The sequence below is a fragment of the Archaeoglobus sp. UBA230 genome (genome assembly GCA_002507545.1).
Lineage (GTDB): Archaea > Halobacteriota > Archaeoglobi > Archaeoglobales > Archaeoglobaceae > Archaeoglobus.
Map to the genome: position 1 here is coordinate 99,686 of DAVR01000024.1, position 26,394 is coordinate 126,079.

Annotated in this window: 25 protein-coding genes; 14 read left to right on the forward strand and 11 right to left on the reverse strand. The window is 45.0% G+C overall.

Features of this window, described 5'->3' with window-relative positions:
- The first annotated feature begins 26 nt into the window (after nt 1-26).
- The 13 genes from BP688_RS06785 (at nt 27) to BP688_RS06845 (ending at nt 16,359) form a co-directional block, all read left to right on the forward strand.
- On the forward strand, nt 27-1,175 hold the full coding sequence (locus BP688_RS06785) for an acyl-CoA dehydrogenase family protein (RefSeq protein WP_290623550.1): 1,149 nt from the start codon (nt 27-29) through the stop codon (nt 1,173-1,175).
- Nucleotides 1,176-1,179: 4 nt separating this feature from the next.
- Nucleotides 1,180-2,433: an acyl-CoA dehydrogenase family protein gene (locus BP688_RS06790; protein ID WP_290598145.1), complete on the forward strand. Its 1,254-nt coding sequence runs from the start codon at nt 1,180-1,182 to the stop codon at nt 2,431-2,433.
- Between the two features lie 9 nt (nt 2,434-2,442).
- Nucleotides 2,443-3,726, forward strand: coding sequence for a hypothetical protein (locus BP688_RS06795; RefSeq protein WP_290598146.1), 1,284 nt, complete (start codon nt 2,443-2,445; stop codon nt 3,724-3,726).
- Nucleotides 3,723-4,835 carry a 2-hydroxyacyl-CoA dehydratase subunit D gene (locus BP688_RS06800; protein WP_290598147.1) on the forward strand — a complete coding sequence of 371 codons (1,113 nt, stop codon included), beginning with the start codon at nt 3,723-3,725 and terminating at the stop codon, nt 4,833-4,835. The genes BP688_RS06795 and BP688_RS06800 overlap by 4 nt, the downstream gene beginning before the upstream one ends.
- Nucleotides 4,836-4,841: 6 nt before the next feature.
- Nucleotides 4,842-6,221, forward strand: coding sequence for a 2-hydroxyacyl-CoA dehydratase subunit D (locus BP688_RS06805; RefSeq protein WP_290624570.1), 1,380 nt, complete (start codon nt 4,842-4,844; stop codon nt 6,219-6,221).
- Between the two features lie 13 nt (nt 6,222-6,234).
- Nucleotides 6,235-7,620: a 2-hydroxyacyl-CoA dehydratase subunit D gene (locus BP688_RS06810; RefSeq protein WP_290624572.1), complete on the forward strand. Its 1,386-nt coding sequence runs from the start codon at nt 6,235-6,237 to the stop codon at nt 7,618-7,620.
- A 14-nt stretch (nt 7,621-7,634) separates the two neighbouring features.
- Nucleotides 7,635-8,423, forward strand: coding sequence for an acyl-CoA dehydratase activase (locus BP688_RS06815; protein ID WP_290596634.1), 789 nt, complete (start codon nt 7,635-7,637; stop codon nt 8,421-8,423).
- The gene (locus BP688_RS06820; RefSeq protein ID WP_290596635.1) at nt 8,424-9,167 is read left to right on the forward strand and encodes an acyl-CoA dehydratase activase; all 744 of its coding nucleotides are present in this window, start codon (nt 8,424-8,426) and stop codon (nt 9,165-9,167) included. It begins immediately after the preceding gene.
- A complete protein-coding gene (locus BP688_RS06825; protein ID WP_290596636.1) occupies nt 9,160-9,837 on the forward strand; it encodes a hypothetical protein in 678 nt (225 codons plus the stop codon). Before BP688_RS06820 ends, BP688_RS06825 begins: the two co-directional genes overlap by 8 nt.
- Nucleotides 9,834-10,577 carry an ATP-binding protein gene (locus BP688_RS06830; RefSeq protein WP_290623227.1) on the forward strand — a complete coding sequence of 248 codons (744 nt, stop codon included), beginning with the start codon at nt 9,834-9,836 and terminating at the stop codon, nt 10,575-10,577. Before BP688_RS06825 ends, BP688_RS06830 begins: the two co-directional genes overlap by 4 nt.
- A 432-nt stretch (nt 10,578-11,009) precedes the next feature.
- Entirely contained in the window at nt 11,010-14,075 is a 3,066-nt protein-coding gene (locus tag BP688_RS06835; RefSeq protein WP_290596638.1) for a PGF-CTERM sorting domain-containing protein, read from the forward strand.
- Nucleotides 14,076-14,143: 68 nt separating this feature from the next.
- Nucleotides 14,144-15,337 carry a hypothetical protein gene (locus BP688_RS06840; RefSeq protein WP_290596639.1) on the forward strand — a complete coding sequence of 398 codons (1,194 nt, stop codon included), beginning with the start codon at nt 14,144-14,146 and terminating at the stop codon, nt 15,335-15,337.
- Nucleotides 15,319-16,359 carry a hypothetical protein gene (locus BP688_RS06845; protein ID WP_290596640.1) on the forward strand — a complete coding sequence of 347 codons (1,041 nt, stop codon included), beginning with the start codon at nt 15,319-15,321 and terminating at the stop codon, nt 16,357-16,359. Before BP688_RS06840 ends, BP688_RS06845 begins: the two co-directional genes overlap by 19 nt.
- On the opposite strand, the gene rpiA is transcribed toward BP688_RS06845, so the two are convergent.
- The 3 genes from rpiA to BP688_RS06860 are packed head-to-tail and all read right to left on the reverse strand — an operon-like array spanning nt 16,360 to nt 18,129.
- The gene (gene rpiA, locus BP688_RS06850) at nt 16,360-17,022 is read right to left on the reverse strand and encodes a ribose 5-phosphate isomerase A (RefSeq protein ID WP_290596641.1); all 663 of its coding nucleotides are present in this window, start codon (nt 17,020-17,022) and stop codon (nt 16,360-16,362) included.
- A complete protein-coding gene (surE, locus tag BP688_RS06855) occupies nt 17,000-17,785 on the reverse strand; it encodes a 5'/3'-nucleotidase SurE (RefSeq protein ID WP_290596642.1) in 786 nt (261 codons plus the stop codon). Before surE ends, rpiA begins: the two co-directional genes overlap by 23 nt.
- Nucleotides 17,782-18,129: a hypothetical protein gene (locus BP688_RS06860; protein WP_290596643.1), complete on the reverse strand. Its 348-nt coding sequence runs from the start codon at nt 18,127-18,129 to the stop codon at nt 17,782-17,784. The genes surE and BP688_RS06860 overlap by 4 nt, the downstream gene beginning before the upstream one ends.
- A 72-nt stretch (nt 18,130-18,201) precedes the next feature.
- Between BP688_RS06860 and BP688_RS06865 the strand changes: the two genes are divergently transcribed.
- Nucleotides 18,202-19,284, forward strand: a complete 1,083-nt coding sequence (locus BP688_RS06865) for a DNA topoisomerase IV subunit A (protein ID WP_290596644.1) — start codon at nt 18,202-18,204, stop codon at nt 19,282-19,284.
- Here the strand turns inward: BP688_RS06865 and rnz are convergent.
- The 8 genes from rnz to BP688_RS06905 all read right to left on the reverse strand — a co-directional run.
- Nucleotides 19,281-20,195, reverse strand: a complete 915-nt coding sequence (rnz, locus tag BP688_RS06870; protein ID WP_290596645.1) for a ribonuclease Z — start codon at nt 20,193-20,195, stop codon at nt 19,281-19,283. The two genes, BP688_RS06865 and rnz, sit on opposite strands and share 4 nt — an antisense overlap.
- A complete protein-coding gene (rpsJ, locus tag BP688_RS06875) occupies nt 20,195-20,515 on the reverse strand; it encodes a 30S ribosomal protein S10 (protein WP_202320790.1) in 321 nt (106 codons plus the stop codon). Before rpsJ ends, rnz begins: the two co-directional genes overlap by 1 nt.
- A gap of 21 nt (nt 20,516-20,536) precedes the next feature.
- Nucleotides 20,537-21,808 carry a translation elongation factor EF-1 subunit alpha gene (gene tuf / locus BP688_RS06880; protein ID WP_290596646.1) on the reverse strand — a complete coding sequence of 424 codons (1,272 nt, stop codon included), beginning with the start codon at nt 21,806-21,808 and terminating at the stop codon, nt 20,537-20,539.
- 57 nt (nt 21,809-21,865) lie between these two features.
- Nucleotides 21,866-22,597, reverse strand: a complete 732-nt coding sequence (locus BP688_RS06885; RefSeq protein ID WP_290596647.1) for an A24 family peptidase C-terminal domain-containing protein — start codon at nt 22,595-22,597, stop codon at nt 21,866-21,868.
- Nucleotides 22,584-23,561, reverse strand: coding sequence for a homoserine dehydrogenase (locus BP688_RS06890; RefSeq protein WP_290596648.1), 978 nt, complete (start codon nt 23,559-23,561; stop codon nt 22,584-22,586). Before BP688_RS06890 ends, BP688_RS06885 begins: the two co-directional genes overlap by 14 nt.
- A complete protein-coding gene (locus BP688_RS06895) occupies nt 23,558-24,073 on the reverse strand; it encodes an ACT domain-containing protein (RefSeq protein WP_290596649.1) in 516 nt (171 codons plus the stop codon). The genes BP688_RS06890 and BP688_RS06895 overlap by 4 nt, the downstream gene beginning before the upstream one ends.
- Nucleotides 24,066-24,938, reverse strand: a complete 873-nt coding sequence (ilvE, locus tag BP688_RS06900) for a branched-chain-amino-acid transaminase (protein ID WP_290596650.1) — start codon at nt 24,936-24,938, stop codon at nt 24,066-24,068. The genes BP688_RS06895 and ilvE overlap by 8 nt, the downstream gene beginning before the upstream one ends.
- A gap of 22 nt (nt 24,939-24,960) precedes the next feature.
- The coding region (locus tag BP688_RS06905; protein ID WP_290623225.1) for an acetate--CoA ligase family protein at nt 24,961-26,394 on the reverse strand (1,434 nt) is incomplete at its 5' end.

The following is a 26,394-nucleotide window of genomic DNA, read 5'->3' on the forward strand; positions in this document are numbered from 1 at the left end:
TTTATCTTTGTTGATGGCATGTGTGGATGATGAGAGCAAAACTCGACCCCCTTGCTGAACTCAGGAGCGATACTGCTGAGATGATCACCAGAAGCATTAAAGAGTGGGCTGAGAAGGAGGTAATGCCCTACCGCCACGAAATTGACGACAATTTCGAGATATCCGAGAGAGCGATGAAAAAACTGTTTGTTGATATCGGCATGCAGAAGCTGATAGTTCCAGAATCTGCCGGAGGAGCAGGGGTGAGCTTTGATGAGCTTCCGCCAATTGTTTACCACAGCTTTTCAGAAATAGGAAAGGCTGATGCTGGAATTGGTTTCGTTCTTTCTGCTCTTGTAGCCTCCTCTGCTTCAGCAATTGGCAGTGAGGCTTTTGACTTTATAGTTGATAGGCTGTCCAGCAGTTTCTGCAGAATATCTATCATGCCACCACAGTTCGGGAATGACGATTTCAGAGGGTTTGAACTCGCCAAAGCGGTTGAGAAAGGAGACAAAGTTAGGATTAAATGTTACGGGAGGCCCCTCAATTCTGGCTTCGATGCTGACGTCTTTGTTGTGTTCTGCAACTATGATGGAGTCTCTCTTGCCCTTCTTGATGGAGAAGAGGTGGAGAGAGGAGAAATTGTAAAGACTGCTGGGCTAATTGCAAGCAGAAACTGTGATGTAAAGATAAGGGCTGAAGTTGAGAAGAGCAGAATCATAAAGGGCGATGCTTGGAAAAGGCTGGAGGTCTACCTAAACCTCTGCCTGTCCTCACTATGTGTTGGGTCTGCAATGGATTCATGTAGAATTGTGGGTGACTGGGCTGAGAAGAGGTTCATAAGGGGGAAACCGCTTAAGGATAACACGGTTGATGCTGAGGTCCTTGGAGAGGTAGCGAAAGAGGCAATTGAGGCAAACATGGCTGCTCAGTTTCTGGCCAAGACAATGCTTGAGGACAGGAGCGATGATGAGATACACGCGCTATCTAAAATTACAGCTTTGAAATGCTCAAGGGCTGCCTTCAATGTCGCTGATAGGGCAATGGAACTCATGGCGTCTCAGGGATACGCGAGAGAGGGATTACTGGAGAAGCAGTGGAGAGATACCAAGAGCATTGCAGCATTGTTGAAGCAGCAGCACTCTCTGCTTGAGCTCTCTGAAAGATTTTTCGCCAGTAAACTGTGGGAGGGGTGATATTTTGGAGTTCGCGAGAGTTCGAGAGTTTGAGTCCCCCCTTGAGAAGTATCTGGCAGAGATGATAAAGGATTGGGGAGAAAAATACGTCTTGCCCTACAGAAGAGAGTTTGACGAGGACTGGAAGGAGCACCGCTACGTTGAACCTGCTCTTGAGAAGCTGATGGTTGATTACGGCTTTCAGATTGCTGTTTTTCCTGAAGAGTTTGGTGGATGGGGATTCGGCAATTCCGATTATTTTGGTTCCGTAACTGCAAGACTGATGGAAGAGATTGGAAGATACGACACGGGCATCGCTGTTTCAGTGGGTGTAACCTTCTGGCCGCTTTTCATGATAACTGTAAAGCCTCATGTGAATTATGATCTCTGTGCTGAATTTTCCCAGCTTTTTGCCAGGAAAAAGCTGACAATAGCTGCAAACGCCATGACAGAACCGCAAGGTGGCTCGGACATCGAGAATCTGGACGAGTTGAAGGGAAAGACTATCAGAACGACCGCAGTTCTTGAGGGGGACGAGTGGGTGATCAATGGGCATAAACTTTGGCCTACCAACACGGGTGGAGTGGCGGATTTGTTCGGTGTTGTATGCACAACGAAGCCCGGAGAGGCTGATGAGAAACATTTTACCTACATATACGTCCCCGCCACTTTACCGGGAGTCAAGCAGGGTGAACCGTATCGCAAGGCAGGGATGGCGGCGGATAAAAACTCGGACATATGGTTTGACAACGTCAGGGTGCCAAAGTATTACAGAGCGTGGGGGGAGGGGCTGGATGCCAAGTACTTCAGAGAGATAATCACTACAGGTTGTCTCGGGAGCGCTGCGATGGCTCTGGGTGCGATGGAAAACATATATGAAATTCTGTACGAGAAGTGCAGTGAGCTGAGATACCGAGGGAAGCCTTTAAAGGAGAACACCGCTGTTGCAGCAGTTCTGGCAGATATAGCTGCTGAGATTGAGGTAAGCAGAGCAGCAGTTTACACCTACGCAAGGATGCTCGACCGCCCGGATATCTATGGTGAGAGGTATTCTGCTGAAATGGTTGCGAGAGGTAGGGCTTTGAAGCTGAAGGTTTGCGATGTCTGCTGCGACGTGGCAAGAAAAGCCGTGGATCTGCTTTCTCATTATGGAATAGACAGAAACTTCGACATAGAGAAGCACTGGAGGGATGTCAAAATGATCCAGCTCTGGATGGGAGGAAGGCAGCTCTGCCAGATGGATGTTGCGAGGCATTTTTATGATTGTAAGCAGCTTTGAGGTGGTTTTATGGGCGATATGAGTTTTGGGATTTTCAGGATTCTCGCAGGGTCTCCCTTCTACAAAGACTTTCTCAGAAAGACCGCAAATGAGTTCTTTGATCCTGCTGTTGTGGAAAACGAGGTTAAAGAGATACTGGATAAAGACATAGAGTTTACAGCAACGATCTTCAGCCTCATGCCAAGAACCGCAAACACCCTGTTCGGTGTAATGAGAGGATTTAACGCATATTCAAGCAAATTCACAAGCGATGCTCTCGTAGGAATACTGAAGGGGGTTGCAGGAGATTTCGATGCAAAATATGCTGCAGAAACGCTAAACGAGTTCTTTGATGGAATGGAGAGGCTAAGAAAAGACTATCCAAAGCTCTTTGCTGAAATCACAGGTCAGAAAATAGAGGAGTTTTTCGATACACTGGATTTTGGCAAGCTGAGGAAGTTTATTGAGGATACTGCCTATTGCTCGCAAGGTATCTTTGAGATACTAAATGAAAAGATTATCGGTAACCCGATTAAGCTCGCAAATCTCATGGCTTCAATGCCTGCAGTAACTAATGCCAGCATTGCCATTGCAAATGATGCTTTACAGAGGACCGAGATGCCATCTGAACTTCTTGCAAGTGCAACCTTTAACACTCTGGAAAGCTTGAATGTGGAGGATTTAGCCAAACTGGTTGAGAATCTGGCAAAATTCGTGAATAAGCTGCATGAGGGCAATTATATACTGGGAAGGGGAGAGGCAAAGTTCAAAGAAGTTGCTGAAAATATAATTGAGCGGTTTCTGAACAGTATAGATGTCGAGGAGCTGAAAAAAGCCGTTCTTGCCCTTCTGGATGATGCAAGGGATGTGAATGAAGCTTTTACCAACGCACTCTGGCGAAATCCTCTTGCGTTGATGTCTCTGTCATCCTTGGTTCCAATTGCCGTTAACGTCCTTGTTGAGATGCTGGGCAAAATCCTGTCAAAATTCGAAGAGCTGCCAGTTGAACTGACAGCACAGATCGTAACAACAATCATCAAGGAAATAGATGCCGACAAGTTGGGCGATGTTATCACTGTTGCTGCAAGAACCTTCAACGAGGTTGCAAAGAGAAATCCCGAGGTTATTTCGGGAGTAATCAACGCGGCAATTGCGTCTGCAGACAGCAAGGAGATTGAAAAGCTAATCAACAACCTCACGAAGTCTTTTGTTGATGTTTTACTCTCCAATCCTGAAGTCCTCACAGCAGCTGTAACACCACTTGTCCAGTCCTTTGCTGATATTGTTAAGATTAACAAAGGAGGTGAAGAATGAGTTTATCGAAAATTCATGAAATAGCATCAACTCTTGAAAACGAATACGTTAGGAAATGGAAGTCAGAAGGAAATGCAGTTATAGGGCATGCCTGCATAGCGATGCCAAAAGAGGTGGCTGAGGCTGGCAGAATCTTGCCCTTCAGACTTAGGGGGGCTGAGAATGCCGACACATCCACAGCAGACTCTTATCTGTCAAGGTACAATTGCAGTTTATGCAGAAGCTGTCTCGAATTGGTTCTTAACGGTAGCTATGACTTTCTTGACGGTCTTGTGAGGATAAGAGGATGTGACCACTGGATGGGCACCTTTGACGAAATCCAGCATGCGAAAAATCCAGAGTTTATGCACTACCTCAAAGTTCCCCATCTCGTTAACGAAGATACGCTGGACTTCTTCTCAAATGAGATAAAGAGGTTGAAAGAGGCTTTTGAGAACAGATTTGGTGTGGAAATTACCGAAGACGAAATTGTAAGGTATGCAAAAGTTCAGGACAAAATAAACAAGAAAATGAGGGAGTTTTACAGGCTGAGATTCAAGAAGTCGAGATTTTACGGAAGTGATGCAATAGCAATTATGGTGGCGAGAGAGTCTTTACCCTCTGAAGCTTTCTTACCGCTGCTTGAATCTGCAATGGCTGAGAAAAAGAAAGTAGAGTATAGGGCCAAGGTTCTGCTCGCTGGTAGCCCTCTTGATGAGATCGAGCTTATAAGGAAGATAGAAGAGATGGGTGCTTTGATCGTGGCTGAAACTACATGTTTCGGAGGGGGGAGCTTCTGGAACATGGCTGAGTATGACGGAAGCGAGATTTACGAGTTTTTGGCAAGTAAATACCTCAACAACCTGAAGATTTGTGCAAGAATGTTTGGAGAGTATGCTTACAGAAAGAATTTCATTAAAACCATAGCCGAAGAGGCTGAGGTGGATGGTGTGATTCTGCAGCACAACAAGTTCTGCGATCTATTCGGCATCGAAAATGCAAAGCTGAGAATAGACCTTGAGAGGGAGGGTTTACCGACACTCGTTCTTGAGAAGGAATATGCCTCGACAGCTGACATTGGCAGGATAAAGACGAGGGTTCAGGCTTTTCTTGAGAGATTGAAGAGGTGAGGGCTTATGACCTCACTGCCGGGACTTGTAAAAAGAAGTTATGACTTGATCAAAACAATTGAAAGATTGGAGAATTATACCCCGATGGAAGTTGAGGGGCTTTACAGAATTGTTGGAAAGGATTTGGGTCAGAGTGCAAAAGCTCTATTAGATGAAAGACATGACGGAGCAGGACTGCACTTCATGAGAGTTATTGCAAGACATATAGCGGAGGCTGTCGAGGCAAAAGAGGATGGAAAGAAGGTAATTCTGATCCCTTTCAACTTTCCACCCGAACTCATCCACGCTTTTGAGAACGCTGTTCCTTTGACAACCGAAGTTATCAGCACAATCGGTGTTACAACCCTTGAAGGACAGGGAGAGCCATACTGGGATTATGCCATGTCCCTCGGCATTCCTGACTATGTATGTTCTGCAAACACTATCGAGCTTGGTTCTGCATTGATGTCGGTCGAAACCCTTGAACTTGCACCTGATATAATCATATCTGGTGCTCCGGGGTCATGCGATGCCAACTCGAAAATTCATGAGTTTGTTGCTGAATATCTTGACATTCCTGAACTTACAATAGACAAAACCGGGAGTGGTAAAAGAGACTACGAACTCTACAGAAAACTCTTTCTGAATATGGTTAAAGAACTTGAGGAGTTTGTTGGAGAGGATATAGATGAAGACAAGATAATTGAGGTCATGGAAAGAGCAAACGAATGCACGGAACTCTACTGGGAGCTTCATGAACTCAAGAAACACTCACCGTGTCCAGTTCCCAACATGTTCACACTCTTCACCTACGGGACGAGATTTACCATGTGGGGAAGAGATGAGGCAATATCAATGTTCGAAAAGCTCGTGGATGTAGCAGAGAAGAGACTGAAGAGAGGAGAGTATCCTGCGGAGAAAGAGATAGCGAGGAGTTTGTGGGTTTACACGGGTTATTACATAGACCTCTACGACCTCTGGATATGGATGGAGAATAATGGGATAACGTATCTGACTGACGGTCTGAACTCCTTTTTCCCAGCCCAGTTCGAGATTGAAACAAAGGAGGATGCTCTTGAAGCCATTATTTCTTCAGCATGGAACTATCCAATGACAAGGCAGATGGGGGCTGACAACATGGGGATAAGATGGTTCGAGGATTTGACACATGTCGGTAAAGAACTTAATGCAAACTGTGCGATTTACTGCGGTCACCACTCATGCAAACAGACGCAAAGCGTTTTCAGAATCTTTAGGGATGAAGCAAATAAAATCGGAATTCCCGTTTTGAGGCTCGATGGGGATGCATGGAATCGGAGAATAACACCTGTCAGTGTCCTTCAGGAGATGATTCTCGATTTTGTTCAGAATGTTGTTACCAAAAGAAGGAGGAGAAGGAGAAGGTAGAAAAGGTGACATAATGTCCGAAATTGTAGGAATAACCAAAAGAAGTTCTGAAATTCTAAGAACTATTGAAAAAATTGAAAAATACAGCGAGAGTGAACTTGAAGGACTTACGAAGCTGGTTGGAGACATACAGGCTCATACGATTCTCTCTTTTCTTGATGAGAGACATGGTGATGCCGGTTTGTATTTTCTACAGAATATACTTTCAAAACACGTAAACGAGGCAGTGAAGGCGAAAGAAGAGGGGAAGAAGGTAATTCTGATCCCTTTCAACTTTCCACCCGAACTCATCCACGCTTTTGAGAACGCTGTTCCTTTGACAACCGAAATGATGAGCACGATTGGCTCTCTTGCACTTCAAGGACAGGGAGAGCCATACTGGGATTATGCCATGTCCCTCGGCATTCCTGACTATGTATGTTCTGCAAACACTACCGCTCTTGGCTCAATGCTTACTGCTGTAAAGGGCTTTGAAATAGCTCCTGATGCTATGATCTCAGCCTGTCCGGGAGCGTGTGATGCCAACTCGAAAATACATGAGTTTGTGGCTGAGACGCTCAACGTCCCTGAATTCATGCTGGATAAAATGGGAGATGGTGTTTCCGACTACGAACTCTACAGAAAACTCTTTCTGAATATGGTTAAAGAACTTGAGGAGTTTGTTGGAGAGGATATAGATGAAGACAGAATTGTGAAAGCAGTAGAGAATGGCAATATCTGCACGGAACTCTACTGGGAGCTCCATGAGTTCAAGAAACACTCACCATGTCCAGTTCCCAACATGTTCACCCTGTTTAGCTGTGGAACCCGTTTCACAATGTGGGGAAGAGATGAGGCAATATTAATGTTCGAAAAGCTCGTGGATGTAGCAGAGAAGAGACTGAAGAGAGGAGAGTATCCTGCGGAGAAAGAGATAGCGAGGAGTTTGTGGGTTTACACGGGTTATTACATAGACCTCTACGACCTCTGGATATGGATGGAGAATAATGGGATAACGTATCTCACAGACATTTTGAATTCGGGTGGATTTCCCCAAATTTACGAAGTTTTCACGAAGGAAGATGCACTTGAAGCTATCATCAGAACTTCCTGGAATTACGGGATGACAAAGCAGATGGGTGCTGAAAACATGGGTTTGAAATGGACTGAAGATTTTATCTTTTTGGCGGAAGACTTGAATGCAAACTGTGCCATTTACTGTGGTCATCACGCATGCAAGCAATCGCAGGCGGTTTTCAGAATACTTCGCGATGGCATGAGTAGTAGGGGAATTCCAGTTTTAAGACTCGATGGAGATTGTTGGAATAAAAGAATAACACCTGTCAGTGTCCTTCAGGAGATGATTCTCGATTTTGTTCAGAATGTTGTTACCAAAAGAAGGAGGAGAAGGAGAAGGTAATCGGAGGTGATTGATTGCTTTTCGGTGGGACTGATGTCGGATCTCTCACAGCACAGGCAGTTTTGCTTGAAGATAGCAAAATAGTCGGATACAGAAACATCAGAGTGCTGCCAAATCCGGTTGAGTCAGCTAAGAAAGTTATGGGAGAACTTCTTGAAGAGATTGGGGTGAATCAGGACGAGGTGGTGATATTCTCAACTGGCTACGGTAGAGAGAAGTTAGTTGAAGCTGGCTTTGCGAGAGAGCACGTGAGTGAGATAAGCTGCCATGGTCGAGGAGCTTTCTGGCTAAATTCAGCGATAAGAACAATAATTGATATCGGTGGACAGGATGCGAAGGTTGTCAGAATTGACGAAAATGGAAATCTGACTAATTTCGTGATGAACGACAAATGTGCAGCAGGAACCGGAAGATTTCTTGAGATACAAGCAAAAGCCCTCGGTCTGACTCTGGATGAACTTGGAGATATGACCTTTAGAGCTTCAAATCCAGTTGCAATAACCGCGAGGTGCAGCATCTATGCTGAAACAGAAGTTCTGCACTACATGCAGCGTAGATTTGCCAAGGAGGACATAGCCGCTGGAGTGAACAGGTCAATGGCAGAGAGAATCTACTATCTTGCAAGGCGAGTTGGGGTTGAGAGAGAGGTTACGCTAACTGGAGGTGTGGCAAAGAACAGGGGGGTCAAGCAGGAGCTTGAGAAGATTCTGGGAGTTAAGTTCGTTGATCTTGGCGTTGATCCGCAGATTGTAGGGGCTCTTGGGGCAGCAATTTTTGCAATGGAGAAATACGGAGGTGAATGAATGTTTCTCGGCGTTGATGTTGGAATGAGATTCACCAAAGCCGTTCTGTGGGACGGAGAGATAGTTTCCACCATCATTGAGGAAACAAGAGGAGACATGAAGCCCATACTGGAGAGAATTAAAGGTGTGGATGACTTTAAACTCTGCTGCTCCACAGGTAGCGGGGCAGAACTGGTGGATTTTGCGGAAGTAAAGGAAGATGATGTGGTATGCTTGGCAATTGCTGCGAGAGATATTGTTGATGTAGACTTCGTTCTGGACATAGGCGGGCAGAGCATCACAGCGATATCGGTTGATAAGGAAGGTAACGTAATTGATTTCATGAGAAACGACAAGTGTGCGAGCGGGAGCGGGAGGTTCTTGGAGGTCATGAGTTCAGCACTTGGAATTGAGATAGAAGACGTTGATACTGTAGCATCAAAAGCTAACAGGAAGCTGTCAATAACATCCCAATGCGCGGTTTTTGCAGAAAGCGAGGTGATTTCCTACGTAAACGAGGGAGAAAGCAAGGAAAATATCATTGCTGCCGTTTGCGATTCGATTGCTAAGCTTGCGGTTGCTCAGGCGAACAGGTTCGGTATGGGGGGGAGATACACGATTACCGGTGGTGTAGCAGGGTTTAAAAGCATAACTGAGAGAATCGCAGAGGCTGTTGGCGGGGAATACGTGGAATTCCCGCAACCTCAGCTGGCTGCAGCCATAGGGGCTGCGATAGTTGCGGAAGAGGAATTCGGAGATGTTTGAAGAATTAGTTAGTGAGATTCGTCGGTTTGTGATGAGAGGGGTTGAGGAGGGGTTGATTGATGTAAGAGACTATCAGGAATTTCCAAGATGGGAAAGGAGAAAGGACGTAATTTTGAGAGGAGAGCTTGCCTACGAGTTTGGGAAGCAGAACTCAATATTGCTTCTCACGTGGGGAAAGGCTGAGAACAGGATTTATCTACCCACAAACAATGGTAAAGATCGGCTGGCTGTTATTGTCATCTCCGATGCCGAAATTGAGGACGTGTACGAATGTTTCAGGGCTATGAGAGACACCTTTTACAGCTTGAATCTGAGAGGTGTTACCATCAGAAGTCTTCCAAGCCAGATGAGGGTTTGGCTGAGGGTTGGAAGGGGCGCAGATAGAGAGGGTTTTAACCTTGGGGTTTTTGGCAGGGCAATCATCGAGTCCATGAATTCCCTCGATTTTGTCAGAGCTACCGATGTTGTCTTTTTCACATCGAGAGAAGAGATTGAAAAGTTAAAGGAGCAGTTTTCGAAGGGAAAGAAGATTGTAGAGGCACTGATAAAAATGCATGAGGAAAAGTTGTTGAACTGTGAGGAGTGCGATTACAGCGATGTATGCAGCGAGATTCCTGAACTCAGAAGGATAAGGGAGAGAATGAGGTTGAAAGAGAGGGACAAGAGATGAGAATCGCAGTTGTCGGGAAAGGCGGTGTGGGAAAGACGTCAATCTCTGCGATGCTTGTCAAAGTACTGTCGGAGAGGCACAGGATTCTGGCTGTTGACGCTGATCCTGCTGGAGGACTGGCAACGTCCCTTGGCATTGAAGTTCACAAGACGCTGAACGATGTTAGAGAGGAGATTATCCAGATGTTGAGACAAAAGTATGACAAAGTAGAGATTGCCGCGTCTATAGACTACAGGGTATTTGAGGTGCTTGTTGAGGAGGGCAGCTTTGCTTTACTTGCCGTTGGTAGACCTGAGGAGGAAGGTTGCTACTGCCAGCTTAACACCATGCTCAGGGAGGCGATTGAAATTTTATCCAAGTCCTTTGATTATACAGTTATTGATGGAGAGGCGGGAATAGAGCAGATAAACCGCAGAGTCATGAGAAGTGTTGACACACTTCTTGTCGTTACCGACATGTCGAAGAAGGGGTTTCAGGTGGCTGGTCAGATAATACAGGTTGCAAAGAGGGCCACTGGGTTTAAAATAGCGGGTTTAATCGTTAATAGGGTGAGTATGGTGGGAAGTGTAGATGTTAAGGTTGAGGCGGAGGCAAGAAACAAAGGATTTGATTTTATCCACATTGTTCCTGAGGATGAGACGATTTCAAGATTCGACGTCGAGGGCAAGTCTTTCTTGGAGCTTCCCGAGTGTGTTGCTCTAAGGGCTGTGAAGGGTATTGTTAAGTTGTTAAGTATTTAGATGAACATAGAGCCTGAATTTGCCAATTTTACCAGCTACCCAGTAGCAAGTAGTTCTATTGATAATGAGAGACCGAGATAAAGTCAAATGCCTTTTGATTGATTCTAAAAACTTTTTAGCGCCGTTTCAGTCCTTAAATCGCTCCTTTGTGTTAGGACTTAAAGCAATTAAAAAGTTCAGGAATTGAAAAAGTCCCAAACCCAACTTCGCTCATCTCATCACCGAGGCTTTCTTTTTACCGTAACTACCATCAACTCCATTCTATTATTATGAACTGCCCGCTGGTAAGCAAAAGGTTTAAATATATGTAGTGACCATTAAATTAAGGTGGCGGCGGGTTAGCTGATGCTGTAGCTTTCCTGCCGCCGTAGAAATGGGAGAATTTATATAGTGGAAGGTGAGATGAAAGGTGAAAAAAGGAGGTAGAGAAATATGAAAAAGGTAGGATTAATAGGCTTAGTAATAGCGGCACTTTTAGTGATATCAGTGACTCCAGCGATGGCGGCTCAGGTAAACAATGTAACTTTAAACACCAGTGGGCTTTATCTCTACAACTTCGAAGTAAACACCACATCGGGTGTCCTGCCCTTGACTGTCCAATTCACGTTCTACATGAACAACACTAATGCTACTAATACACTATCCGGAACTGTTTACGTTTACGTTGACGGAGTAAAAACAGCCACTAGCAAATCTGTTACCGTAGCAAATAACACGTCTAAAGCCACTGATACCATCACATACACTCTTACAACCTTCCCCACAACCGGAGAGTATAAAGTTTCGGTTGGTAACAACTCAGACTGGCTACCAAACGCGACAATAAAAGTCTTTGTACAGGATGCTGGACCGGTTAACATACCCGGAATGCAGATAGATCGCTTTGAACTCTCTGACGATGAAATAGACCTTGGAACCGAGCTTGAGATTTATGTAGACTATGGAAAGAACGAAACTCAAACGAGGAGAGTTGCCGTTATTGATTGGGCAACATACAACTCCGATGTTAGAGGAGATATTCCAACACTGCTGAGCAAGGCTGATGCAGTATGGACTCTTGGTGATGGACCGGCAAGTGATACCTACACGTTTACACCCGATGAACCGGGTTACTATCTTGCAATAGCCTTCAACAGCACGAGTATAGGCAAAGTCCTTGGATTCAGAGTTGTTCCAGCTGTCTCAGGTAAGCCAACAGTCAGCATAAGCGTTGACAAGAGTTCGGTGGCTATTGGAGATTATGTCAAAGTTGAAGCTTCAATGTCAACCGACGTGCCAGTTAGTGTTGTGAAAGTTTTCGTTACAGGTTCAGGATACTTCCTGAATGAGACCGGCTACGGAGGAACAAGCTACATGCTTTGTTATGCAACGGGAGGCGAGTGGTACAGAGTTGAGGATGCCTGTGGCGACGATACCTGGTGGGTCAAGATAAGTGACGTGCCAGAAGGAGTATATGTAGCAAAGATTGATGTTGGAGATGGGCCGACGAGGGCTGAAGCAACTGCAGTTTTCAGTGTTGTTAAGCCAGCAATTCTCAGCCTTACTGTTCCATCAACCCACGTGAAGGGTACAGACCTGGTCATAGAGGGTACAACCAACCTTGCAAAGAGCGGAGAGAATGATGACAATGCCAGCATAGCACCACAGGTTGAGAACTGGGCATACCTCACAATTGAAGACCTGTCTGGCAAAGAGATCGTGAACTCAACCATTACCAGTGCCGCAATGTCATACATCGATGAGGGAGGAAAGTTCAGATTCAAGCTCGACAACTTCGGAACTACGGGAGCAGGAGGTAATCTTGACACTGGTTACTACAAGGTGACTGTGCAGATAAACTCAGGAATTAGAACCGATGAGGAAACAGCAGTATTTGAACTTGTAAAGGCTGAGATTAAGTTGACTGCCGACAAGAACTCAGTAACAAGAGGTGATACAGTAACCTTCACAATTGACACCAACATGAAAGTCAACAATCCTGTTAACTTCACAATCGAAGATACCGACTTCTGTACTGGCGATCCAGACTGTGTAGAAGAGAAGACGTATTACGTAGATGTGCTCGGTGATGTAGTAATCAAGCTTGACGTTAACACTATGGCTCCGCTTACAGACTATAAGTTTACTGCTGAAATCGTTGATCTTGGCGTGTCCGATGAGGTTAGAGTCACTGTTGTAAAGCAGGCGCTCAATATCTCTGCCGAAACTAATGTTGTGGTAAGAGGCGGAGATGTTAGATTCACGGGTTCAACCACTGCTGACGTCGTGTATGTGTACGCTGACGAACCAGGAGTATTCCAGATTGGAAATGTAGATGTTGCAGAGCTCCCAAGTGACACGATCCTTGACACTGCAGCTGAGCTAACTACAGCTATGGTTTACCCAGACAGTAACGATATGCTCGACTTCAAGGTTGACGTCTTGGTGCAGACCAGCCAGTATGGAGATGTGTCACCAGGAACGTATTATCTGTACTTCTACGCTCCGGCAAACGTCACAGGTGGTGTAGCCAATGAAATCGACAGAGCATCAGACGCTCAGGCAATAGTCGCGATCTCTGTCACAGATCCAAAGATCGAATCTGTAGATATCCCAAGCAAGCTACCATATCAGGGCGAGGTAGAGGTAAGCATACTTACAGCTCCAGGCGATAGAGATAACGTAGAACTAACATTCACACTCGAAGGAAGCAACATCAAAGCGAGACCAAACGACTTCGGAATAAGCACCGAACAGAAACCAAATGCCAACAATTATGTGAACTTTACACTTGACTTCAAGGAGTATGCGGTCAGAAAAGGTTCCACACTTGAACCTGGACTCTACGTGTTCACAGTTAAGCTGAGTTTCGTTGATGCTCTCGGAGGGGACGAAGTAGATTCAAAGGAGATATTGGTTGAAATAGTTCCACAGACACTTGACGTCCAGATTGATCCCGCATCACCAGTGGTTGGAGACAAGATAACTGTCACAGTTACCACCAACCGTGAGGGCGTCTCAGGCTACGACCACATCTGGGTGACAATGGTTGGTACAAATTACAAGGCTGTCCAGAGAGTGACGCTGAATAGCGAAGGAAAGGGAACAGTAAGCTTCGAGACAGTCGGACTTGCACCCGGAACTTACAAGTTCTATGTCAGAGATACTGCTGGAACGGTAGACCAGATGACTGAAGTTGAACTCGTTGAAGAACTCTACGACCTCGATGCCGCTGACACACTGGCCAAGGTTTATGATGCACATGACGATCTCCTCGTAGTTAAAACTGTTGAAGTTCTCGAAACTGCGCCAACCCCAACGCCAACAACTCCAGCCCCAACCACACCTGCACCAACAACTCCAGCCCCAACCACACCTGCACCAACAACTCCAGCCCCAACCACACCTGCACCAACCACCACAACACCTGCACAGCAGCCAGGTGGCGTACCCGGATTTGAAGCAGTGTTTGCAATTGCCGGACTGCTTGCGGTGGCATACCTGCTGAGGAGACGATAAACTTCAAATTTTTACTTTTTTATTTTTGAAATAGATAAGTTTTTAAGCTAAGACTCCTTAGAGTTGTTATGAGAAAAATTCTATTGATACTGGCATTCATTCTTCTTATCCAGCCGGTGATAGCACTTGAGCACTTAACTGCCGATAACTTTGATCAGCCGGAAACATCTGTGAATCCGGAGAAAAATTACTATTTTCCTGGAGACAATATACAAGCTACGTATATAATAACACCTAAAACAGATGATGATATGGAGCTTATAGGTGGAGAAAAGGATAATCCAAGAACTTATACTTTTAAAACATCCCTTGAAAACGCACAATGGACAGAAGTTACGATTAACTACTATCTGGGAAGCTGGAGCGAAGATGTCAAGGGCAATGAGGCAAAGATCGATGTAAAATACTTTTACCTTGATGAGGAGAGAAAAGGGGTCAGGAGCATAGAAGTAAATATTTCTGGAATTATACCTCAGGTTGATGAAAGAATTAAGAATGTGATCATTGTTAACGTAACTGTAGAAGATTGTGACGATGACGCTTTATCTCCGCTGACAGTTAAAGTTGTGAACGTAGAGAGATTCTTAGAGGATATTCAAAAGTTAAGATCTGATGCAGACAACCTAAAATTAGATTTAGAAAATGCAGGCGTAACCTACAATGAATCAGACTTTGATGAAGTTTACTCTTTGCTTGATAGCGCGGAGAAGCTTGTAGATAAGGGGAGCTATGTTGAAGCGGATGATAAGATTACACAAGCTGAAAATAAGCTTGAAGACATCTCTTCCAAGGCCGATAAACTAAAAGCCGAAACTGCAAGAGATTACGTAGACAGTGTGTTGGATGAGGCATACCTCAATTTGAGCGTTACTGAAGTATCTCTAAACAAGGTCGCCGAGAGTGAAAACTACACACTATTTGTAGAGAGTTACGCAGAACTGAAAAGCACATACGATGAACTGAAAAAAGAGTTTGATGACGCAATTCAGATGATAGAAGAAGGTAAGTATATTCAAGCATACGAAAAGCTCACAGAATTAAAACCTAAAGCAGATACATTGTTGAAAGACGTTAACGATCTACTGAGCAGAATTGAGGGGGAGCCAAAAGGCGAGGGAGGGTTTAGTATACCATTTAACCTGCAATTCACTCTGCCTTTTTCACTACTGTATCTCGTCGCTATAGTGGGGGCGGCGGCTGTTGCAATTGCTGTGGCAATAGTTCTCAGAAGGAGGCGTGGAAAATGGGACGAATTGCGCTGATTCTTCTTTTTCCATTTATTGCTGCTGTCGTGAATGTTTCTGCCTTTGACTTCAGTTACACTTGCAATAAGGAATTTGGCGAATACTACTTTGGAGGCGAATATCTTTACTTCTACTGCACCCTAAGGCCTGATTCTAACAGCGATGCAGAAAATATGGCGGGGGTGAGTTACAAGATACTATCTGCTCTTGATTCTGCAGTTATCCAAGTCGAGGTGAAATTCGAAGATGGGAAGGTTCTGCTCCATCCTGCTCCAGAGGACGAGTATTCGGCTGGAAATGCTACATCTCTGGGGTTCTATGTACCAAAACTTGATAAAATTGATGAAATTGTTATGAGAATTCAAGGATACGTGCCAGTTCCCGACAGCAGACTTGAAAATATCACTGTTCTTTCAGCATATGCAGACGAGAAATTGTTCATCGAGACAATTACTGTTGTAAACAAGCAGAAATTTTACGATGACATAAGAAGTTTCAGTAAAAGTGACTGTGCAGATAAGAACAAACTTGAGGAGGCTGAGGCATACTTCAACGATGGTAAATACCTGAAAGCTGACAGTTTGATGGATGAAATTGAGACAAATGTGATTGAATGTGCTCTAAATTCTGAGAAGGAGAAGTACGAGGAAATACTGGATAGTATCAAGGAGAAGTTTAATGAGCTAAAGAAAGACCTGATGGTTTTTGAGTTGACGGTTGAAAGAGATGCTGCTGAAATAGAGAATTACGACGAAGTTGTAAACAAGCTTGCGGAGCTTAAATCAGAAGTTACTGCAGTTGAAGGAGCAATTGATAACATTGAAGATTTTATTAGAGATGCAAAATTTAAAGAGGCTGATGACGGGTTTGATTACGTGGATTCAAAAATTATGGCTTTGCAGCAGAATCTTACAGAGCTTGAAAATTCCATTAAAAAGAAGAGTTTTGATTGGGTATTGATAGTGGCTATCGGAGCCGCCATTGTAGTTGTGGCGGTAGCCCTACTTATTTTGCGGGGTAGAGAAGGAGACAAGTGGTGATCAAGCTCTACCAACAATGACCTCATCCAATATTTTATTTGAAAAAATCCCATTCTCCACAACACCTGCAATCAGCTTAATCTCTCTCTCCACTTCCTCGACCTTCTCGTCCTCTAAAACTCCAAAATCGCAATCCAGAATAAAGTTGCCGTTATCAGTCACAACTGGTCCGACTTTACCGCTTCCATACCTCAGATTAACTCTTGTTGCCCCCAACTCTTCGATCTTCTTGGAAACATACCCATAGGCAAAAGGCAGAACCTCAACCGGCACGGGCATTGAAAGCTTTTCAACTAGCTTGCTCTCATCAACAATGATCACAACCTTTTTACTCGCCTTCGCCACTATCTTCTCTCTTGTAAGTGCTCCACCTCCCCCTTTAATGCAATTCATCTTCACGTCAACCTGATCTGCCCCGTCTATGCACAACTCTGGCTCACGCTCAACAAGATCAACGATCTTTATTCCATTTCTGATCGCAACGAAATAGGACTGATATGAGGTCGGCACACCATATATTTCCAACTCCTCTTCCCTAATCCTCTCTCCGAGCAGATTCAGGAAAATTTCAACCGTAGTCCCACTACCGATGCCCAAAACCATACCGTCCTTAACAAGCTTTAAAGCCATCTCAGCTGCCCTATACTTCCCACCCGAGCCCATCAAACCACCTTCTAAATTTTCCAAAATTAACTTTTGCTGTTAAATCAATTGAAAGGGGTGTTATGGAGACGTATCCACTCCTCAGGGCGTGAATATCTGTGCCATCTTCGGCATCCTCTACCTCTTCTCCATGTATCCAGAAATACTCCCTTCCTCTTGGATCCAGCCTTTTCTCAACACTCACCTTGTACATTCTCCTCGCAAGCTTCGTTATGGCAATCTTCCCGTTTGGCTTTGCAGGAACGTTTACGTTTAGCAGATCCACGCCCTCTGGCAATCCCCTATCCACTACTACCTGAGCAATGTCCTTTAACACACGACACGCAAAGCTGAAATCATCGTTACTTGTAAGTTCAAATTTGGTTATATCAGGCATCTGAAGGGATATCGCAATAGCCATACTGCCATGGGTTGCTGCTTCGAGGGCAGCACAAACAGTTCCGGAGGTTGTTGCAGCTTCTGTTGACAAATTTTCCCCGAGATTTATCCCGCAGACAGTTAAATCCGGTATATCTCCTATAACCTCATATATGCCGACTATAACAGAATCTGTAGGTGTGCCGTCAACGGCAAAAACTTTCATACCGTTAACTGTTACCTCTGAAACTCTGATTGGCTCCATGATTGACAGGCTCCTTCCAACACCACTTTTCTGAACAGCAGGTGCAACCACAAAAACCTCTCCGATGCTCTCTAATGCCGTATAGGCAGCTTTCAATCCTGCTGAATAAAGTCCGTCGTCATTCGTAAGGAGTATCTTCATATTCTCTTCTCAACCTGATCTATGTACAGAGCAATATCATTTACGACTTCAGGTTCGAGAGTCGCGTCTATTATTTCAACTCCTTTACTTTTGGCAAGCTCTTTTACTTTCTCAAAATGTAGGGTAAGCTGCGAAACGACATAGACCTTGAGAAGGTGTAGATTTTTCTTGACATCCTCATAATCAGCTTCACCACTGCTGTACATCCTCATGATCTCTTCGCAATCCTTAACAAACATCTCAACTATTTTCTTCTGATCTGTCAGATCCCTTGCAAGGCTAACATCTGCCTCTCCTCTCACCAGTTCACCAAGTCTGTCCAAAAACGTGTTTATGTACAGCATCGTTTTTAGTTTCTGAAGAGGCTATAAATTCGTTGCGATAGGGATTTAAATATAGATGCTGTATTTTTCCTGATGAAGGACATCGAGCGAAAGTGTTTGCTTTCCCTTATAGGAATAGTTCAGAATATATATGATCAAATGAGAGCTGGCAGAGTTCCAGAAATAGAAATTGCGACAAGAACCAAGCACAATATAGAGTTTAACGAGGAAAGTGAAGTATGGGTTTATGGCAGCAGAAAGTCCGTTAGATCAGCGAAAACTGTCAAAGGTGCTTACAGAATCCTCAAAATGACCTACGTGATTGGCTTTCTTAAGGATCAGCTAAATCTGAACAAATCATCAACCCTCAGAGAGCTTTATTACATCTCAGAAGGCTGGGACGCTGCAAAATTTGAGGAACAATCTGAAAGCGACCGCCTCATTGAAGACCTTGAGATACTGACCAGTTTTCAGAGAGAACACTTCCACATACGTCCTGAAGAGGATGGAGCAACAGTCATAGGGCCTCTGAGAGTTAGAGAAGAGACGAGAAGGGGTGTTAGAGAGATACACTGCCAAGATGATGTGGGTGAGGGAGGCTACCAAATCCCAGTGAATGTTGACAAAATTGAGTTTGTTGACCATGATGCCAAGTTCGTGATAGCAATCGAAACCGGTGGTATGAGGGACAGGCTTGTGGAGAATGGGTTTGATGAGAAATACAATGCCATAATAGTCCACCTAAAGGGGCAGCCTGCCCGTAGCACTCGCAGACTGTTGAGAAGATTGAATACGGAACTCAATCTTCCCGTCGTTGTGTTCACGGATGGTGATCCTTGGAGCTACAGGATTTTTGCAAGCGTAGCTTACGGGAGCATAAAGTCAGCCCACCTCTCAGAATACCTCGCCACTCCTGCAGCTCAGTTTGTGGGCATAAGGCCCACTGACATCACCAAATATGATTTACCTGCAGACAAGCTCAGCGAGGAAGACATAAAGGCGTTAAGGTCCATCCTTACCGACCCAAGATTTGATAGTGAGTTCTGGAAGAGGGAGGTCAACTACCAGCTTGAGATAAATAAAAAGTCAGAACAGCAGGCTTTGGCAAAGTACGGTTTGGATTACGTCACAGACGTCTACTTGCCAGAAAGGCTTTCTGAGCTGGGCATAATTTAATCATACTTTACCTCCAAGTTCAGGAAGTCCTCAGCGACAGTGGTGTTTTCAAAGACCTCTTTTGCCTCTTCGAGAAGTGGAGAGACATCTTTCGAGTATCTCGTGCTTATGTGCGTCAGAATTAACTTCTTAACTCCAGCCTGTTTGGCAACTTCAGCCGCCTCCCTTGCCGTTGAATGTCCACTCTCAATGGCCCAATCCTTCAACTCTTCTCCAAAAGCCGCATCGTGAATCAGTATATCCGCACCTCTCGCCACCTCCACAGTCCTTTCTGTCGGGCGAGTGTCGCCTGTATAAACCACCTTCCTACCCCTCCTCTTCTCTCCAAGAACCATCTCTGGTGTTATCAGCTTCCCATTCCATATGATACTCTCACCCCTGGCAAGTTTCGCGTAGAGTGGGCCGGGTGGAATTCCGAGCTCTTTTTCAGCCTTATCTCTGTTAAATTTCCCTCGCCTGTCGTCCTCTATTACGGCGTAACCCACGCTCTGGACTATGTGCTCCGTTTTGAATGCTATGATTTTGAAGCCATTAAATTTCACTTCCTCCCCGTCCCTCAGTTCTCTCACATTGACTGGGTAGTTCAGCATTTCATAGCCAAATACGTCAAAAAGGGCTTTCAGCACCTTTGCTCTCGGAGCGTAAACGTTCAAGGGTTTGGTTCTTTCATTCAAAGACATTGTTTCGAGCAAGCCAAAAAGGCCAATGAAATGATCCGTGTGCAGGTGGGAGATGAAGATGTTGTCGAGATTTCTGAAGCCCGTCTTTGCAATCATCATCTGCCTCTGCGTCCCTTCACCGCAATCAAAAAGAAATCTATGTCCACCAAACTGAACAAAAATCGCAGGAGAATTCCTCTCAACGCTCGGAACAGTACCGGAAGTTCCGAGAAAAGTAATTTTAAGAAGCATTAAGACTCAAGAACGATTTCAATGTTCACATCCTTCGGAACCTGTATCCTCATTATCTGTCTCAAAGCCCTCTCGTCTGCCGAGATGTCAATCAGTCTCTTGTGAACTCTCATCTCCCAGTGATCCCACGTCTCGCTACCCTCACCGTCGGGTGCCTTCCTAACTGGCACCACAAGTCGGCGGGTTGGAAGTGGCACCGGACCGCTGAGTTCAACACCGGTCTTGTTTGCGATCTCTTTAATCTGACTGCAAATTCTGTCGAGCTCCCTTGGATTCAAACCAGAAAGCTTGATTCTCGCTTTTGGACCTTTTATTGGCATGAGATCACCAAAAAAATAAGGTTATTTTCTTGGGGTTAGATCAAGAACCATCCCCGCACCGATGGTCATACCCATATCTCTGATGGCAAATCTGCCCATGGGCGGAATGTCTTTGACTTTCTCGATGACCATCGGTCTTGTCGGCTCAAGCTTAACCACTGCTGCATCTCCGGTCTTCAGGAACTGTGGGTTCTCTTCTTTAACCTGACCAGTCCTTGGATCAATCTTTTTCTGCAGTTCAACGAATCTGCAGGCTATCTGTGCAGTGTGGGCGTGCACGACTGGAGTGTAACCAACGGTGATGGCTGTTGGGTGCTGCAGCACAACAAGCTGGGCTGTGAAGTCCTTCACGACAGTGGGTGGCGTGTCCGGATGTCCAGCGACATCTCCTCTCCTTATGTCCTTCTTGCTGACACCTCTTACGTTGAAACCGATATTGTCTCCCGGATATGCCTCTTGGATTGGCTCGTGGTGCATCTCAATGCTCTTAACTTCACCGCTCACATCTGCCGGCTCGAATACGACTTTATCTCCCACTTTCAGCACACCGCTCTCAACTCTCCCTACTGGAACCGTTCCGACACCGCTGATTGAGTAAACGTCCTGAATCGGGATTCTGAGTGGTTTGTCAACGAGCTTCTCTGGTGGCTTGAGCATGTCAAAAGCCTCAAGCAATGTGGGTCCATCATACCAGGGTGTTTTGTCGCTCTTCTTGGCGATGTTGTCACCATAGTAAGCTGAAGTCGGGATGAAGGGAATCTCGTCAACCTTGTAACCTACCATCCTGAGAAGCTTTGATACAGCCTCCTTTGCTGCCTCATACTCCTTCTGATCGTAGTTAACCCTGTCCATTTTGTTAACCGCAACTATTAGCTGATTAATACCGAGGGTTCTCGCGAGGAATACATGTTCTCTGGTCTGCGGCTGGACTTTCTCAACAACATCCATGACGAGTACTGCAGCATCCGCCTGAGATGCTCCTGTAATCATGTTCTTGATGAAATCTCTGTGTCCAGGGCAGTCCACAATGGTAATGTAGTATTTCTCAGTCATGAACTTCCTGTGGGCCACGTCTATGGTCAAACCCCTCTCTCGCTCCTCCTTGAGTCTGTCCATTACCCATGCAAACTCGAATGTTGCTTTGCCTTTCTCCTGAGCTTCTTTTCTGAATTTCTCTACAATGTGCTCCGGAATCTCTCCTGTCTCATAAAGCAATCTACCAATCAGTGTGCTTTTTCCATGGTCCACATGCCCTATAAAGGCAACATTAATGTGCTCCTTTTCCTTTGCCATATTCATCTCCTCCCTTTGAGTTTTTCATCTCATCCATTTGAAGGATATATAAACCTTTCACCAGCTTGAAATGTTGGAAATAAGGAGATAAAGTAAATCGCCGAGAAAGAAGGCAGCAATATATCCTGCCGTTATGAAAACGAGGAATGGAAGGGCTGGCGTTACCCAAACAGTCTCAATCTTCTTCCCCCTCAACCTCTCGATCAATTCTTCATCTGGTTCGACTGCCCTTCTCACCCTTCTGAGTTTCCCATTTTCATCTACATATTCCAGCAGATTGTGGAATTTAGGCAGGTTGTCCACCTTAGCTTTGTATCCTGTTAAGTAATACAGGAAATTCCCCTTCAGACCTCTGACTCCTTCCACTGCCAGATTTCTTATGAACATGCCGATCAGAAGGGCTGGAGCGGCGATAACAGAGTTGGCAAGGGTTGAGAAGGCAAATGATCCGAATCCAAAGTTGAGCATTGGGAAACCATTGAAAGTAGGGTAGAAGGGGAATATGACAGAAAGGCACATCAGTGCTTTGGCATCAGCACCTCCGTAAGCTCCGATGTAGTAAAGGAAATATGCAAGGGAGACAACCATCAAAATCTGAATTCCAGCCAGCATGTAGAACAACTGGGGCTGGAGTTCAGTTACGATCTGAAAGATCGTAATGGGGAGGGTTAAAATCAGCATATATTTCCAAACTCTGTTTGGCACAATTCTGCTCTCTATATCCAGTTTGCATGCGTAGAGCAAAAATCCGAAAACTAAAATGAACTTGAGAAGGTCAATTGCTGACATATATATCGTAGAGGTCAGAAAGCATTGCCGAAGCCGTCTCTTCCTTCCCTGCCCCTCTTCCAGCTACGAATATATTTCCCGCTGTGTCTGTTTTGAACATTGTAGCATTCATTGTACCTTTAATAGCCAGCGGGTGGGACAACGGAACAAGTCTCGGGGAGACTCTCAGTGTTTCCTTGCTCACTTCTGCAATGAGCCTAATTGTGTATCCCTTCTCCTCAGCCACGTTGAAGGCCTCTGGTGTAATTTTCCTGATCCCAACTCTCTCCACATCTTCGAACTTTGCATCCACACCAATTGTGTTGGCGATTATGATTAGCTTTGCGGCAGCGTCAATTCCCTCGACGTCGTAGGTCGGATCGGCTTCAGCAATACCAAGCTCCTGAGCCTCGTTTAGTATCTGTTCATAAGGCAAGCCTTCTTCCTCCATCCTTGAAAGAATGTAGTTACACGTGCCGTTCAGTATCCCCCTCACACTCTCGATCTCGCAGAAGGCGAGATATCGCTTTATCAGCTTGATAACCGGCATCGCCCCTCCAACCGTGGCTTCGTACATTAGCTTTACACCCTTCTTTTCTGCAAGGGTCATCAGTCCCTCGAAGTCCGCCACAAGAGGACCCTTATTGGATGTGATCACATGACTACCTTTTTTTAGAGCTTTTTTTATATAACTCAATCCACTTCCACCGTCGAGCTTTGTATGGGTGGCTTCAACAAGTATGTCGAAGTCAACTTCATCAATCAACTCATCAGCCTTTCTATCATCTCTCAGCCTTCCTTCTTCCCTTTTCATCTTGATAGCTTCATCAATGCTGAATTCTCCGGAAATTGAGCTCTTAGAGTCGGCAATCGCAACAACTTTAAACTCCCCAATTTTTTTCCTTATCTCCTCTCTTTTCCTCTCCAGCAGTTCGGCAAATCCCTGCCCAACTGTTCCAAAACCGACGATTGCTATTCTTATCATACTAAATCCTCGTTTATAGGTTCAATCATAGTAATTTTCTTCCTTCTGCATATCTCCCTGAGCTTCTCCACCGCTTCCTTCAGCCTCTCATTTCCTGCTGCCGAAATCGTTACTATGGCGGTTGATGGGCCTGAAATCTCAGGCATGCTTACGTGCATCTCAACACACTCCGCCTCTCCGTCAATATCAATGCTCTGGATCGTATCGCTTATGTCAGTATGAATAAGATGTCCGATTAGAAGAACTGATGTTGTGGCAGTAAGCTTAACTTCATTGAAGCTTCTTACAAGAATTCCGGAAGACCTTAGTGATCCGATGAGCCTCTCAACTTTTTTGCTATCAATTTTGAAGGATATCTCTACCGGAAGACGATTCAGAGGTGTTTTCTTTCCTCTCTGATGCACTATACCCACAATATTTCCACCCATCTTGGAGATCGGCTCAAGCACCTTGAGCAACTGCCCCGGCCTATCTTCAAGTTCGACTATCAGAGTTATCAATACTTCATTCATAGATCGGCACGCCTTCCACTTCTGTAAGCTTTCTGAATTCGTCCATCAGCATCTTCGTGATTTTGCCCGGCTTTCCATCTCCAATCTTTCTGCCATCTATCACAACTATCGGGGCTATCTCAGCTGCCGTTCCAGTCACAAAAACTTCGTCTGCTGTATAGAGATCGTAAAGGCCGAGATTTGTTTCTTTGAACGGTATTCCGAGCTTTTCAATTAATTCTATCACCGCCTCTCTCGTTATCCCCTTGAGATTGTTTATTGTCGGTGGAGTTGAGACCTCTCCGTTCTTGACTATGAAAATGTTGTCTCCACTCCCCTCTGAGATGTAGCCGTTTCTGTCCAGAAATATTGCCTCATCCCCACCCTTTGCATTCGCCTCAATCTTTGCGAGTATGTTGTTAAGGTAATTCAGCGACTTTATGTTGGGTGGCAAAGCATCAAAGGAGTTTCTTCTCACACCCACCGTCACGGCAGTTAGCCCCCTTTCGTAGAGATCACCATACAGCTTGCCCCACGGCTTCGTTATCACTATGATCGAGGGCTTGGAGCACTTTCTCGGGTCGAGACCGAGATCACCGATTCCTCTCGTGACGATTGGTCGGATGTAAGCATCTCTTAGATTGTTCTTTCTGAGCGTTTCAAGTATTATCTCTACAAACTCATCCTTGCTGACAGGTATTTCGAGATCAATTGCCTTTGCTGAATCATAAAGTCTGTCTATGTGCTCTTTAAGCCTAAAAACTCTACCGTTATAGGCTCTGATGCCCTCGAAAACCCCATCCCCATACAGGAATCCATGATCAAACACACTGATCTTCGCTTCATTTTCCGGAACAAACTCTCCGTCAAGATAGACGAGCAACATTATGCTGAAATTACAGAATAAATTAAAAATTGTTTCGTTTCTGACATATGACTGCAGCAGTTTTTGCTGCTCTCTCTACTGAGTTAAACAGTACGACATTCCTTCCTTCAAGAGCCTTTTTGACTTCTGAATAATTTTCAGGCGTTGATGAGTAAACGAATATTGCAGGTTTCTTCATCCTGCTGGCTATACCCCCTACAGCCTCCGGAGGAATCACCCAACTTGGTGGAGCTACAGCATAGAGGAACATTATTATTCCTGTATCTGCATCACTCGAAATGGCATCTATCACCCCGGTAAATTTGTATACGTCAAGCCCGCTAAAGGAGAGGTCTATAGGATTCTCTCTCATGGTTATTGGTGGTAAAAGCTCCTTCAGCTTTTTGATTGTCTTCTCCTCAAATTCTGCAAGCCTTCCACCACTCGTCTCAATTATATCTGCAGCAACAATTCCAAGTCCTGCCTGAATTGTTAGCACAGCCACACCCTTTCCCTTAGCGTTCTCCAGTCCTTCGAGCCTTTCCAAAGCTATTGCAACATCCATCAGCTCAATCGGGGTTTCTGCAACAACTCCACCAGCCTGTTTGATTGCAGATGTGAAAACCCTGTAATCTCCTGCCATGCTCCCTGTATGACTAAGAGATGCTTTATCTGCAACGCTACTCTTTCCTGACTTCATCACCACGACTTTTTTTCTCTCTGCCAGCCTTTTGATTTGCTCGAAAAAAGCTCTGCCATTATCAACTCCCTCCACATACACTGCTACAACATCAGTATTCGGGTCATTCTTCAAAAATTCGAAAACATCGGGAAAGTCTACATCACAGCGGTTGCCGAGATGGATTATGTAGCTGAAACCAGTATCCCGAAATTCGTGGAGGACGTAATGACAAATCCCTCCACTCTGAGAAAGGAGAGCTATTCTGCCATTTTTAACTTCATTGAATATCGGTGTAAAGCTCATGTTGATACCCTTCACGATGTTGACCACACCAAAGGTGTTGGGCCCTATTATCCTCAAACTCTTTTTTTCTGCAATTTCTCTGAGCTTATTTTCCAGAACCTTCCCTTCTTCGTATTCAGCCTCCTTGAATCCGGACGTTATTATTACTGCACCTTTAACACCCAGCTCAGCAGCCTCGTTAACAGCACTCAAAACCTTGTCAGCCGGGAGGGCTACAATGACGACATCTGGGACCTCAGGCAGAGCTTTTAATGATGTGTACGACTTCAGCCCGTGAATTTCGTCGGCACTCGGATTGATTGGATAAACTCTAATACCCTTATTGGCAATAAGGCTCCTCAAAACAGAGTTTCCAACCTTTATCGGGTTTGTTGAGGCGCCAACAACTGCAATTGATTCCGGGTTGAGGACGTCTTTAACATCTTTCGCAGTATAACTAATCCCACTTCTCTCCTCCCCCCTCCCTCTCTGCTCACCAACAACCATCCTCGC